Here is a 13,332-nt window from a genome sequence, read left to right as displayed (position 1 = left end):
ATGAACACAGAACTGCTCCGGTGCTGCGTGGACAGTTCAGCCGTAGCCAGAGAACACCCTCAGGTTGAGTCCTCTGGGCCTCACCCGAGTTTGCCTGATTCCTGTGTCGGGCCACCCGGCAGATCAGGAAAATAGCTATAAAAACGCCATGCCAGGCGTCGGGCCTGACCGGTGTTGAAGGCAGGTTGGGAAAGCGCGGGGGAAATGCGAGCGGCTAATCCGCAGGCGTCATGCCATTGCCTGGTGGATAAGCCGTCTCAATGATTCAGGCGGGGGTTTTCTTTGAGGTACGGGCTGGTTTGGCGTTGATGGCCTTGTTGCTGCTCAGGTACTGGGTAACGGCCTGCACGCCTCGGTTGAGGTGGTGCTGCAGCGCTTCGACACATGGCTCGACCGCTTTCTGTTCGGCGAGCCGCAGCAGATGCCAATGGTCATCCTGAGAAAGCTTGCCCAGCCCCATGGCGGAAAGATTGAAACGCAAGAAGCGCTCTTCCTCGTTCAGACCTTCTTCAACCAGGCGCATCAGGCGCTTGTTGTGAGTCTTGGCATACAACGACAAGTGGAACATCCGGTTGAGCCTGCCGATCTGACCGAAGTCCGTCTCGACTTCAAGCTGCTCGATATAGCCTGCAGCCGCTGCCAGATCGTCCGCGTCCAGCAACGGAATGGACAAGCGCAACGCCTCGGACTCCAGAAGGATCCGCAAGGCATAAGCGTCCACGGCGTCTTCGGTAATCAACGGTGCGACTACTGCGCCCTTGTGCGTTTCGACCCGCAACAGCGACTGTGCCTCAAGCTGGCGCAGTGCTTCGCGCACAGGCATGCGGCTGACGCCAAACAGTGTGGCCAGCTCCTGTTGGCGCAGGGCCGTGCCACTGGGAAGACTGCCATCGATAATGGCATTTCGCAGCTTTTCTTCAATCACGGTTCTGGCAAGGTGCGCCGGAGGCTGCTCGTTGCCCAGTACGGAGCTTAGAAAGGCTTCTCTATCTGATTTGCGCATCGGTCTACTTCTTCATCAACCTTGGCTGGATAAAGTCCAATTAATCGCTGGATTGCCGACAGACTAGCCAAGACTTGCCAGTAAGTCGCGAAAATAGAAGCATCATCATGTTTTGCTGCAAGTGCCGGGTTGCGGTTCAGCCCTGCGAGCCTCAATGAGTACGCGCCTATCTTAGCGCTCATTCGCTCCGTGTACCGAGTGGGCATTCGTAGGTAACAGGAGTTTCACGTTATGTTTTTATGAAATAACGCTCTGAAACGGGCGTTTCAGAGCGCAGTAGAGTGGCGTTCGCGGCATAAGGCCGCAGGCGGAATCGCTTCAGCGGGTCAGGCGGCCAGACACAAAGTGCTGAACGTCATTGAAACCGGGCGTCGACGCATGCCCAGGTGTTACCAGCGAATCGATAAATGCCTCGTCCTCGGCGGTAATATCAACCGTTAGTGCCTTAGTGTAACCGTCCCACTGCTGTTCGGTCCTTGGGCCAACGATTGCCGATGTCACGGCCCGGTTGTTGAGCACCCAGGCAATGGCGAACTCGACAATACCTACACCCTTGTCCTGCACGTACTCTTGAATTCGCTGCGCAATACGCAGCGACTCCACGCGCCATTCGGTTTCCAGCAGCCGCTTGTCCTGACGCCCGGCCCGGCTTTCACTGTCGGGGGCGATGTCCGGGGCGTATTTACCGCTGAGCACCCCGCGTGCGAGCGGGCTGAAAGGCACCACACCCAAGCCGTGATAAGCCGCTGCGGTGATCTGCTCGACTTCGGCCTGACGGTTGACGATGTTGTACAGCGGCTGGCTGATGACCGGCTTGTCTACGCCCAGGCGCTGCGCGACGTTGACGATTTCAGCGATTCGCCAGCCGCGAAAGTTCGACACACCCCAGTGGCGGATCTTGCCCTGACGGATCAGATCGCCAATGGCCGAGACGGTCACTTCAAGTGGTGTGTCCTGATCTTCCTTGTGCAGGTAGTAGATATCCACATAGTCGGTGTCCAGACGCCGCAGGCTGTTCTCGATGGCATTGAAGAGGTGCTTGCGGTTCAGACCGGCGCGATTGGGCACGCCGTCGGCTGGCCCGATGGCGACCTTGGTGGCCAGCACCCAGTCACTGCGTTGGGCGGCGATGGCCCGGCCCACGATTTCTTCCGAGCGCCCACCGTTGTAGACATCCGCCGTGTCGATGAAATTGATGCCCTGATCCCTGGCCTTGTCGATGATGCGCAGGGACTCTTCGGCACCGGTCTGCTCGCCGAACATCATCGAGCCGAGTGTCAGGGTGGAAACCTTGAGGCCGGACTGGCCGAGGGTTCGATAATTCATGCTCAACATCTCCATGTCATTCAGACGAGTTCAGGCAGCCCCCACGCCTTGAGCGGGAAGTCGGCCAGCGAGGCAAGCAGCAGGTCTGCATGCTCGTATTGCTCGACCGGCATATGCGAGTCCGGTACGGCAACAGCGTACATGCCCGCAGCCTTGGCGGCCGTCACACCGAACGGCGAGTCTTCGAAGACCAGGCAATCACTTGGCGAGACGCCAAGGCGGCGGGCGGCGACCAGAAAGATATCCGGGGCCGGTTTGGCAGCGCCGACTTCCGGGTCGTCTGCGGTCACGACGGTATCGAACAGCTCGAACCACGCGCGGTGCAGCGTTGTTTTGGCTTCGAAGTAATGCACCGACGAGCTGGTGCCTACGGCGATGGGAATATTGTGGGCTGCCAGATGCCTGACCAGCGCCTCGGCTCCGGGCATTGCCGGCGCTTTGGGGAAACGCTCTTCGAGCATCGGTTCACGGGTTTCGAGAAACTCGTCGATCGACATCGGCAGTTCAAGCGTCTTGATCACGTAATCCGAGAAATCCCGGGCACCGCGGCCGATAGTGTGCTGTTTGATGGACCAGTCGAAAGTGCGCCCGTGGCGGCTGGCGATCAAGTGGGTGACTTCGGTATAAACCCCCTCGGTGTCCAGCAACAGGCCATCCATGTCGAAAATGACGGCCTTGATCGGGCCTCGTTCGGTGTGTTGCTCGCTCATGTGATCACATCCCGTTCTCAAATTCGTTTCAGCCTAACGTTTCCGTGAATACCGTGGCTACCCTGTGTTTCTGATAATCTTTCGCGGTTTTCAACTGTGCTGCCAGTCCCGGTACGACTTTCCCACCATCAGAACGGATATCTTCACGTCACTATGAATAAATCAGCAGGTATAGCGATTGGCGTCATCGTCGTAGCGGGCGCACTGGTTACGGCGGGCGCCTGGTACACGGGCAATCAACTGGAAGGCGCGCTGACCGACTCCATCAGCAAGGCCAACCAGGAACTCGCGAAGTCGTTCAAGGGCACCGACACCAGCGTCAAACTGGAAATGCTCTCGCTGGAAAAGCACTTCTTCAGCAGCACGGCGCACTATCGCGTGGACATCCAGAACCTGTCCGATAGCACCCAGGGCGGCCAGTTCCTGTTTGTCGACCAGATCGAGCACGGGCCCATTCCGTTGTCGCACCTCAAGACCCTGAACCTGCTGCCCGTCATGGCCTTGAGCAATTTCCAGATGGAGAAAAGCCCCAGCGCCGAAAAGTGGTTCGCCATGAGCAAGGATGTTCCACCGCTCAAGGGGCAAGCCAGCATCGGCTATGACCGCGCCACCAAAGGCACGCTGCAGATGGCCCCGCTGGAAATGACCGACGTCGACGGTACGTTCAGGTTTTCCGGGCTCGACCTGAATGCAGAGTCGTCCGCCGACGCCGAAAAATTCAGTCTGGCCGGTAACATGGAAAACCTGCAGCTCAACGTCGCGTCGCCTGACGGCCCGGTCAGCATCGACGTCAAAGGCATGACCTTTGACACGGGCGGCACCAAAGGCCAGTCCGGTTTCTATCTGGGCCACACCAACATGAAAATCCAGAGCTCGGGCTTTCAGGTGGTGGGCAAGCCGCCGGTGCAGATCAAGGACTTCACCAACACCAACCTGGCGCAGGAAGATGCCGGTAACCTGGCTGCCCAGATCAACTACGATGCCGGCATGATTTCCTATGCAGGCAAGGACGTTGGTTCAGCGCATATGGGCTTCAAAATAGCCAACTTCGATGTGGTGGCCACGCAGGCGCTGTATCAGTTGTATCAGGATAAAATCCTGCCTCAACAGCAGCAGGCCGCGCTGGAGAAACGTCCGTTTCGTCTTGAACTGAACGCGGCTGATCAAGAGCTGATGAACACCCAGATGAAAAAGCTGCTGATCGCCAAGCCGCATATCGAACTGGAAAAACTCTCGCTCAAGACCAGCAACGGCGAAAGCCACATGCGCATCGCGGTGGACCTGGCCGATCCAGGCCCGCTCGATCAGCCTTCCGATTCGCTGCTCTTGAAAAGCCTCGGCGAAGTCAACGCCAGGGTTGTCCTGTCCAAGCCGATGATCCGCGATCTCGCTACCCAGCAAGCCATTCGTGAAGGCCAGACCGACCTCAAGGTCATCGCTGATCAGGCCAAGGCCGCTGGCGACATGGCCAGCGCCATGGCGGAGATGATGCAACTGGCCAAGGTCGATGGTGACAACATCGTTTCCGACCTGCGTTATGCCAACCAGATGGTCGACTTCAATGGCCAGAAAATGACCGTGCAGCAATTCATGAGCAACGTGATGGGCAAGGTCGGCGTGCTGGGCAACCAGTAAGCCGCCTGCAACACGGTCTGCTGTCAGGGCGGGCAATCTACCGTCCTGACAGCAGAGGCCCTGCTACCGAGTCAGCCCGCGCAGGGTATCCGCCAGTTGCCGGGTACGTTGCGAGGTGCCCGCCGTCATGTCGCTGGAGCCTTCCAGCTCCGCCAGCAGGCTGGTGAGCGTGCCGACTTCCAGGGATTGCTCTTCGATATGCTGCGCAACCTTGCGAATCTCCTCGGCCAGACGCTCGATATCCGTGCCGATGTCATTCGCGTTTTGCGTGGTTTTCTGCGCCAGCTGACGCACTTCATCGGCGACCACTGCAAAGCCACGGCCCATTTCGCCGGCCCGAGCTGCCTCGATGGCGGCGTTCAGCGCCAACAGATTGGTCTGCCCGGCGATCTGCTGAATCATCTGCACGACTGACTGGATGCGCAGGCTGGACTTGGCCAGCTCCCGAGAGCCAAGCACGACCTCGTCGGCCTGGCTGACCAGGCTCTTGACGGTATTACCCGCCTTGTCGATGACCGTTTCCTGCTGCGTGATGGTCTGGGACAGTTCATCCATCGAAACATGCAGCTCGCCTGAGTAGTGGCGCAACTGATCGGCGATTTCTTCCTGATCCTGATGAGCCTTGACCAGTACATCGCACAGATCGCTCAGGCCGCCGAACACCGGGCGGATCTGCTCGTCCAGACCACTCGGGTCAATGGTTTGCACAAAGTTACGCTGCTTGAACTGGTCGATCTGCTTGACCACCACATGGCTCAAACCGGCCAGCTTCTTGATCTGCCGACGCAGGAAGAACGCCTTGAATTCGCCGTAATAGGCAATGAAGTTATCGATGTAATCGTCGCGGAACGGCTGACCTTCCGGCACCTTGAAAAAGAACACTGCGGTGAGGGTCTGGTTGAGGTTCAAACCCAGAATCTCGCCGAAGGTCGAGAAGCCCACCACTGGCGTCTCGCCGAACACATCATTCATGCGGCCCAATTCACTGCCGTTGTTCAGACGACGCAGAATGCAGTCGCTCAACAGACCGAGCAGCGGCTTGCCGGACTTGCCCTGTAGAAAGCGCGTGAAGTCCTTGCGCGTGGTGTCGATCATCGACGTCCGTTTGACCATCACCAGTTCTTCGCCGGGTGCCACGTCGCAGAACAGATGAACCCGCTCGCTTTCATAATCGATGCGCGCAATGGAGCGTACGAACAATTCCTCGCCTACCCGAATGGCGAACGAATATTGCGCCAGCTTGCTTTCCAGCTCATGCCGCTCGCACTTCAGCGCATCACACAGCGCTGCAACCATCGTGGCAATCTCGCCTCTGGAATTGACCACCTGGCTGATGTAGCGCTCTTCCAGCGAGGCGGTCAGGACACTCAGACTCAGTGGCGTTGGCTCGAAGTTCTGGCTCTTGAAGACGCCAAAGCGCACATTCTTTGCGCTCTTGAGAAACACCACCTGAGCATGGTTCTCGTAGCTGCGTTTACCGTCGTGAATCAGCGTCTTCTTGAAGTCACTTTTGCCGCCTGCAGAGCCACCCACGAACAGGCATGGGAAACGCCCTGACTCGTAGAGCGCTTCCATGAAAAACGACTCCGAGGCCGAAAGGCCGTCAAAGGTGACGTAGGCCAGCGTATCCCTGTGGTCGATAGGCGTGCTGACCTGAGTGCGCTTGATCGAGTCGGTCAGCCGCGCAATGCGCTCACGCATGGACAGTCGCTTGCCCGTGCCGCGAATGTCTTCGCTGTGCAGGGGAATATGCACCACCTCGGCACTCTGGATAACGCTTGAGTCGAACAGCGCCAGCACGATCCGGTCCCACTGATTACCCGCCGCGCAATACAGCGAATCATTGTTGGAGCACAGTTCGCCGGATGTTGTGCACAGGCTGATCTTGGCGTTGGGAAAGCGTGCCGCGACAGACTGGGCAACCTGACCGAAGTCGACGTGAGGTGAAACGAAGCCTGTCAGGTAGACCGGGTCAAAACTTAACGCCGACAGCGTGTCGTTCAATTCCCGCGCGGACGTAATGACACTGAGTACGCCTCCGGTCCGCGAAGTGCCGGCCCGAAAACGAGATAGAAAGCTCATGGTTGAATCCGTAAGAGTAAAAGGCAGGGGCCATAAAAAAGGCCGAGGTCTTTTAATCGGCTGCTGACGGGTTCAGGTTAGCCGGTGGGCGATGAATTTTGCCTATGCGTGCCGCTCAGACATGTTCAGCATCAACGCTCTGATCAGGGCAAGCGTCTGGCGATGCACCGAATCATAGTGATTATTGTGGCAATAGGGCCGTACTCACAGGGTGATGGAATCGGCTATCGTAGAGGACAGATGCACATCGACCGCGGGGCTGCTCAGTACATTGGGGAGGCGGGCGATTTGATCCTTGAGGCGCGGAATGATCGCCTGCTCGTCGGCAGTGCCTGGCAATTGCGGTCAGTTCGACGCTGCGGAAATCATTGCTGGAAAAATTGATGATCGTGTCAGAGAAGATCTTGTTGTTGCCCACCAGATTCAACACGTTTTCCGAGGTGTTGATCGATGTGACGAACAGTCCGATTTCGACCACTGTCCCGGTCACACCCGCAGCCGAAATCATATCGCCGACCTTAAAGGGCCGCAGCACGATGATGAAACCACCTGCCGCCAGATTGGCCAGCAAACCCGACCACGCCATGCCGATCGCCAGCGCCACGGCCGCCAGCAATGCCGCAAAGCTGGTGGTCTCGATGCCGCAATAGCTCAAGATGGCGATCACCAGAATGATATTCAGCGTCACCGTGATGAACGAGCCGACATAGCGCAGAACCGTCGGATCAAACCGCTGCCGCGTCAGCGAACGCTGCGCCATCCTCACCAGCACGCCGATCACCCAGCGACCCACTATCCACAACAAGGCTGCGATCACCAGCCTCAAAACGACAGTTGTTCCGTACTGCAGAACGATATTGAACAACGAGTTGATTCCGTCAGTGCCGATATTGATGACATTCAGCGCATCCATCACCGCAACTCCCGACCGCAGGGCTCGCCCGGCAGATGGCCTGCGGAGCGGAGCCGTACATTGAAGGGCAAAGCAGGGCGGTGGCTACTGGTAGTTTTGACTGGAGGCAAAGGGCTTTCAAGTGGCGCTGGTCGCCGACTCGGTGATAGGCAGTAACCAGCGTACGTTGAGTTTATTTTTTGTTTTTTGATACGTAGTCAACGATGTCTTGTACAGTTTTCAGTTCGAGAAATTCTTTGTCCAGGATCATGAATCCAAACTCGTCTTGTAGAGCCATAACGGCTTCTGCGGAATCCAGGTCGTCCGAATTTAAGTCTTCGACTAACCTGTCTGTCGGTTTTATTCTTGATTCTGATAGGCCAAGTTTCTCGGACAAAATTGCTATCACTTTTGCTTCAGTGTCGCTCATGATCATGCGCTCCTTGCATGTAGATTTACAGCCATTTAAAAGAACGTTAGTCCACCTCAAAAACGCTGTCTACTGTCAGAAATAGCAGGTATTCGGGATTAATTCAGCATAGGCTTGAACCTCAATAGCCAAACGCCGAAAGAGGGTGACTCGTGACGTTTAAAGAACTCAAGGGGTATGTGAGCAGCGCTGACGCCGACCTGGTCCGTCTTGAGTCGGTCGACCAGAGCCATTACCAGACGCTGCTCAGGCTTGGATTTGTGGCCGCCGGTGAGCCGGGTATCCATGTGCTGGGTGTCATGGACGAGCAGCACAAGGCAAGAGTATTCGATGCATTGCGCCTGGAAGGTATCGCCTTTTCTGGCGGTCGAGAGTGGTGCCCTGCGCAGGTATTTGAATACATGAGAGACAAGGGACTGCTGAGCGGACCTTTCTTGACAGTCGTCTGGACAGCGCCGGGCCAATATCGGGTTGTCCATGGTTGAAAAGGGCATGACTATTTACGATGTTCTTACTGTTACGCCATTCCAGCTGACGATCAGCCCTTGTACTGCATAGGCATGCAACCCTTCAATCTAAAACGGGAAAAGCGGTAAGGCGGTCAGTATTAAGCCCCTCCCGAAATCGCTACACTCGCCACCTCACAAGGACGAACCAAGGACCTGCAATGCCGCTCCCTTCTACCACGCTGCGCCGCACGCTTGTGATCTGGTTGTATGCCGTCGCAGTCGCGCACGTGCTGGGCAGTATCGTGTTCACCTGGGCGGGTTTTTCCGGCTTGCTCGACGGCTACCTGACTACGCTTGAGCAGGCCTTCTGGACCGATGCGGTTCCCGCCGCTGCTCGCGCGCAACAGGTCTGGTGGATGGCGCTGTTTGGCGCAACCTTGCAAACGTATTCCGTGTACATGCTGGCGCTTGTGCATTTGGGCAATCGTCTGAAAAGCGCCATGCCTTGGGGCTGGCTGATCGCAGGCCTGCTGCTCTGGGCGCCTCAGGACATAGCGATTTCCGTGCGTGGGGGCGTTTGGTCGCATGTGTGGCTTGATCTGGCGGCGCTGCTGGCATTACTGCCGCCGTTATTCTGGCTGTATCGCCATGATCGCCGTACTTCTGCTGCCAGCGCGTTGAAGGAGCCCCGTGATGTCTGACTTGCCCCTTCTGTACCTGCTGGCGGGCAACGGCAGCAGTGCCGAATGGTGGGATGATGTGCTGCCGCATTTTCAGCAGCATCAGGTCGTGCCGCTGGAACTGCCAGGCTTCGGCAACAATCCCCAGCCACCCTGCGAAGACCTCGCCGCCTATGCCGATGCGCTATTGGCAGCGACGGTCAGGGGCAGTGCCATCGTCGCCGTGGGCGTCAATGCCTTGCTGGTCATGCATGCCTTGCAGCGCCAGCCGGGACACTTCTGCAGAAGCGTGCTGCTGGCGCCGGTGGGAGCTTTTCTGTGGCAGCGGCGCTTGCCTGCGCTGATGTCGCCGCTGCCCATTCGCAAGACCATTCACTGGCTGCTGGCCAACAAGCCCAGGCTGTTTGCTCACAAGTTCTCCAAGCAAGCCTGGCCTGCGGCGCACTACCAGCGCATGGGGGCCGGTTACGCCCGCTGCCGCGCCTTTGTACCGTATTGGGGCCTGTTGCGCGCCGACACTGCGCTGCCGCTTCTGGAATGGGTGCAAGACCCGATAGAGCTGGTCTGGGGCGATCAGGACGAGGTGTTGGGTATCGAGCAGGCGGCAGCGTGGTCGGCCATTCTGGCGCGTGCCGACCTGAGCATCAGTCTGAAACCGGGTTGGGGTCATTACCCGTGGATTGACTCGCCGGCCGAGTTTGCGCAGTGGCTGGAGTCGGGCGAGCGCGGCTTCGTCGCACACACCAAAGGTGGCCGCCTGCGTCTGGCAACCATCGCCGGGCAACCGGTGCCCGCAGCACTGTCGTTGGTGCAGGGCGATGACTCGGCCTTGCCCGCGTTTCTGGCCAGCCAGCCGGAGGCTATCTGGGCGGTGCGCTCGTCCAGCTTCGGCGAGGATCAGGCCGATGCGGCCAACGCTGGCCTGAGCACCACTTTCCTTCGCGAGCCCACCCAAAACGTACCTGCACGTATCGCAGAACTGCACGGCGCTGGCGTCGAAGAAGTCGTGGTGCAGCGGTTCATCACGCCGGTGCTTTCCGGCATCGCGTTTGCGCGTCACCTGTCGGTCGAGCTGGAGTGGGTCGAAGGGCATCTGGAGTCGCTGGCCGACGGTCAGGCAAGCCCGGAGCGAGCGATCATTTCCCGCCTCGGCGATGCCTGGAGCAGCTGCAGCTTCACACCATCCCACGGTTTGACACAAGAAATGCTCTGGGACTTCCTGCAAGGCGTGCTGCGCGTTTTCCATTACGTGCCGGGCGATGTCGAGTGGGCGTGGGATGGCCGCCAGCTTTGGCTGTTGCAGTACCGCCCGATCAGTGATTACGGCTGGCGCCGACACCTGACCGCCGCCAATATTGCGGAGATCCTGCCGCCGCAGCCCAGCAGGCTGGTCGAGTACGCACAGCGGCGTGCTGCAGGCAGCATCCCGGCGATCATGGCGCGTTGGGATTCACGCGTGTTGCAGGACAACGAGCCATTTACCGCACTGTTTGGCGCAGCGTCCTACATCAACAATGACCTGTTTCTCGCACGTCTGGCTGATTGGGGCGTCGCGTCCAGCAGTTACGCCGATGAAGTCGGCGGCGCAGCACCGCATCTGCCTTGGCGACCTCTGCGTTTGCTGCGCTCGTTGCCGGTATTCCTGCGCATGCAGCGTATCGCGCGCGGCCACCTGCTGACCCTGGAAAAGCAACTGCACCGTTTCGACCGAGAGCTGCATGCCTTGACGGCCCAAGGGGCTGACGGCCAGCAATTGGCTGACTGGTTCACGCGTTTCTACGTGTTCGTCGTGCAAGGTAACCTGTGTATCGCCACCTCGCTGGCCAGCAGCGGCGGTGACTTGCTGGGACGTCCGCCAACCGCTTACGACGACCTTGAACACTGCCCGCATCGGCTACCCTGGGAAACCGACCCCGCTACGCCACGCCCAGCACAGACCGACCTGCCGCTACAGGCCTTTCCGACCTGGCCGGGTATCATTCGCGTCGCTCACCGCGCAGGCCTGCCGGGCATGCGCGGCTACTACCTGCAAGTGCGCGAGTGGTATCGCGACAACCTGATGCGCCTGTTCTTCCGCCTGCATCACGCTATGCCCAGCGCCGACAGGGCACCCTGGTTTGCGCCTCATCCAGACATTCGCAGCCGCGCAGGCAGTTTCTGGCAGGACGGCCGCGAAGGCACCGAGCAGGCCGCCGGCTTCATGATCTATCCGGGCCAGGTCCAGGGCATTCTGGGCGACGACATCCTGCTGGAAGACACCCTCGACCCCGGACGCCACGCGCACTACCAGAACGCACGCGCCGTGATCGCGCGCATGGGCGGGCGTCTTTCCCACGGGTCTACGTTGCTGCGCGAACTGCGCAAGCCTTCGGCGGTGCTGCCGAATGTTGATATGGCGTGGGTGGGGAAGGAGGTGCGGTATAGGGATGGGGAATTGCTGCTGGTCGAGGGGCAGTGATAAAGCCAGCAGGTGATTTATTCACAGCGAACCCGCACGCTCATTGAAATGCAAGGTTGTGCTTCGCCGAGGTATAGCGAAAGGCTTACACGCGGTGGAGGGGTTTGGCCATTTCCGACCTGGTCCGTCCTCCGTAAGATTGGATCCATCAAGTGGTGAACAGGAGTTCACCAGGATCAAGGATGATCGACCATCGCCTCGGAGGCAGCCGACAGGGAGTCGGGATGGTCTTGGAAAAACCCGCTTCGGCGGGTTTTTTGTTGGGCGCGAGAAAGTCCTCGTTGAGCCTGGGCTACTTGCGCAGTGCCTTTCTCTTGCGCAGGCTTTCACGATGCACCTCGAGATCCCTGCGCCGCCGCATCTCCTGACGCGTCTCCTTGCGTTCGGATCGAATAATCCTCCATTGCATGCGCAACTCCCGGCCGCGCTCGCTGTTGAGCGATAAAAGGCCCAGCAACGGGAAAAGCAGCCCCAGCACGTAAAGCATCAACTCGAAACGCCGCCAGTGCGCATGGGCAGTGGGCAACACGGCAAAAAAGCAGCTCACCAGAATGGCCGCCAATATCCACATCCCACAGGCATGCCCGCGACTCATCATGATGCCGCCGAAACTCAAAACCAGTGATACGCCCATCATGAGCATCATCGACTGGCCGGTTCTCTCCGGCTCATTTGGAAAGTACGCATCGACCACCGTGCCTGCGGTAATGGCGAGGGAAAATATGCCCATGAAGATCGGAGTCAGAAAGGACAGCAGATAACGAGAGCGGAAAGCGGCAACGTGGCTGCGGTAAATCACCATTGGCTCCGGCGAGGCCCGCTTGCTGCGAGATTGTTTACCCATTTTTCTTCCTTGGTTGGGTTCGGCGGTTAGTTGTCTTCTTCGCTGATGGTCTGCTACCTGGCTTCATTTGCTGAGCGATATTACCCATTTCAAAAACCTACCTAACCACCAGCGACTGCGTGCTTCACGAAGCTGTTCGACGTACTCGAACGTGTAAGACCGATTGTGCTTCTTTTCCAGCGTCAGGATTTTTTTCAGTATTCGGATGGCGTCCCTGTTCCAGTAAAGAAGGTAAAGATTGCTCAGTGCTATCCAGATACTGACCATAATGATCAGTTCTATAGGCCACACGATCATTGCAGCGATTCCGGCCACAATGACGCCTCCGCTCAGTAAGTTTCCGTTTCTCGTGCTGACATAACCGTGCACCATATATACCTTGTTATCCCTGGTCTCAAAAGACAGCTGACCTGATCTCGATTTTGTAAAGTAAATAAATAAAAATGAAACGAGCATCAGTAAGGCCGGAATCATCGCCCACGATAAAGCATCTGTCGTTGAAGCGCCGTATTCAGATTTTGCTATAAGATAAATAACGCTTGTATTCATGAGTAGAAATGAAGAGAAAAGGCCTGTGAAAGAATGAACTGCGATTGCAGTGAAGCTTTCGCTCAGGTAAATCAAATATATTGTTCGCATGAGCAGGGTAAAGAGACCGAGGCATACCAGCCAGAAAAAATCCGATTTAAACGTCGACATTGTGCCAAATAAGGCAATCAGGAAGAAAGACCCGTAAAGTCCCTTTTTTATTGCGTTGGGTTGTGGTTCGATCATATGATTAACTCGGATTTTCAAGGCAGAAAGCTTATTGTGCCGGCTGAGG

At 57.7% G+C, this 13,332-nt stretch carries 10 protein-coding genes and 3 pseudogenes; 4 read left to right on the top strand and 9 right to left on the bottom strand.

Annotation, left to right across the window (positions count from 1 at the left end):
* Window positions 1–265: 265 nt before the first annotated feature.
* From KP808_RS25170 to KP808_RS25160, 3 genes are all read right to left on the bottom strand, one after another.
* Window positions 266–1,003: a GntR family transcriptional regulator gene (locus KP808_RS25170; RefSeq protein ID WP_122281625.1), complete on the bottom strand. Its 738-nt coding sequence runs from the start codon at window positions 1,001–1,003 to the stop codon at window positions 266–268.
* 318 nt (window positions 1,004–1,321) lie between these two features.
* Window positions 1,322–2,329, bottom strand: coding sequence for an aldo/keto reductase (locus tag KP808_RS25165; protein WP_230017166.1), 1,008 nt, complete (start codon window positions 2,327–2,329; stop codon window positions 1,322–1,324).
* Window positions 2,330–2,349: 20 nt separating this feature from the next.
* Window positions 2,350–3,039, bottom strand: a complete 690-nt coding sequence (locus KP808_RS25160) for an HAD-IA family hydrolase (RefSeq protein ID WP_004660956.1) — start codon at window positions 3,037–3,039, stop codon at window positions 2,350–2,352.
* A 153-nt stretch (window positions 3,040–3,192) separates the two neighbouring features.
* Here KP808_RS25160 and KP808_RS25155 point away from each other — a divergent pair, with 153 nt between their 5' ends.
* Window positions 3,193–4,674 carry a YdgA family protein gene (locus KP808_RS25155; protein ID WP_230017165.1) on the top strand — a complete coding sequence of 494 codons (1,482 nt, stop codon included), beginning with the start codon at window positions 3,193–3,195 and terminating at the stop codon, window positions 4,672–4,674.
* Between the two features lie 63 nt (window positions 4,675–4,737).
* Here the strand turns inward: KP808_RS25155 and KP808_RS26280 are convergent.
* From KP808_RS26280 to KP808_RS25140, 4 genes and pseudogenes are all read right to left on the bottom strand, one after another.
* A pseudogene (locus KP808_RS26280) lies at window positions 4,738–5,094 on the bottom strand (methyl-accepting chemotaxis protein); the annotation flags it as partial.
* 555 nt (window positions 5,095–5,649) lie between these two features.
* Window positions 5,650–6,756 (bottom strand): annotated as a pseudogene (locus KP808_RS26275) (FIST signal transduction protein); the annotation flags it as partial.
* Between the two features lie 102 nt (window positions 6,757–6,858).
* A pseudogene (locus tag KP808_RS25145) lies at window positions 6,859–7,669 on the bottom strand (mechanosensitive ion channel family protein).
* Between the two features lie 172 nt (window positions 7,670–7,841).
* The gene (locus tag KP808_RS25140; RefSeq protein WP_230017163.1) at window positions 7,842–8,078 is read right to left on the bottom strand and encodes an acyl carrier protein; all 237 of its coding nucleotides are present in this window, start codon (window positions 8,076–8,078) and stop codon (window positions 7,842–7,844) included.
* Between the two features lie 152 nt (window positions 8,079–8,230).
* Here KP808_RS25140 and KP808_RS25135 point away from each other — a divergent pair, with 152 nt between their 5' ends.
* From KP808_RS25135 to KP808_RS25125, 3 genes are all read left to right on the top strand, one after another.
* Window positions 8,231–8,563 (top strand): hypothetical protein, encoded by a 333-nt coding sequence (locus tag KP808_RS25135; RefSeq protein WP_058400007.1) that lies wholly within the window; start codon window positions 8,231–8,233, stop codon window positions 8,561–8,563.
* Window positions 8,564–8,745: 182 nt separating this feature from the next.
* A complete protein-coding gene (locus KP808_RS25130; protein WP_057401981.1) occupies window positions 8,746–9,228 on the top strand; it encodes a hypothetical protein in 483 nt (160 codons plus the stop codon).
* The gene (locus KP808_RS25125; RefSeq protein ID WP_230017162.1) at window positions 9,221–11,665 is read left to right on the top strand and encodes a PEP-utilizing enzyme; all 2,445 of its coding nucleotides are present in this window, start codon (window positions 9,221–9,223) and stop codon (window positions 11,663–11,665) included. Before KP808_RS25130 ends, KP808_RS25125 begins: the two co-directional genes overlap by 8 nt.
* Before the next feature lie 292 nt (window positions 11,666–11,957).
* On the opposite strand, the gene KP808_RS25120 is transcribed toward KP808_RS25125, so the two are convergent.
* Window positions 11,958–12,509: a hypothetical protein gene (locus KP808_RS25120; protein WP_230017161.1), complete on the bottom strand. Its 552-nt coding sequence runs from the start codon at window positions 12,507–12,509 to the stop codon at window positions 11,958–11,960.
* A 63-nt stretch (window positions 12,510–12,572) separates the two neighbouring features.
* Window positions 12,573–13,283, bottom strand: coding sequence for a hypothetical protein (locus KP808_RS25115; protein ID WP_230017160.1), 711 nt, complete (start codon window positions 13,281–13,283; stop codon window positions 12,573–12,575).
* Window positions 13,284–13,332: the final 49 nt, after the last annotated feature.

Origin of the sequence: Pseudomonas savastanoi, assembly GCF_020917325.1 — a bacterium.
GTDB lineage: Bacteria > Pseudomonadota > Gammaproteobacteria > Pseudomonadales > Pseudomonadaceae > Aquipseudomonas > Aquipseudomonas amygdali.
This window is presented reverse-complemented; position numbering and strand designations above follow the sequence as displayed.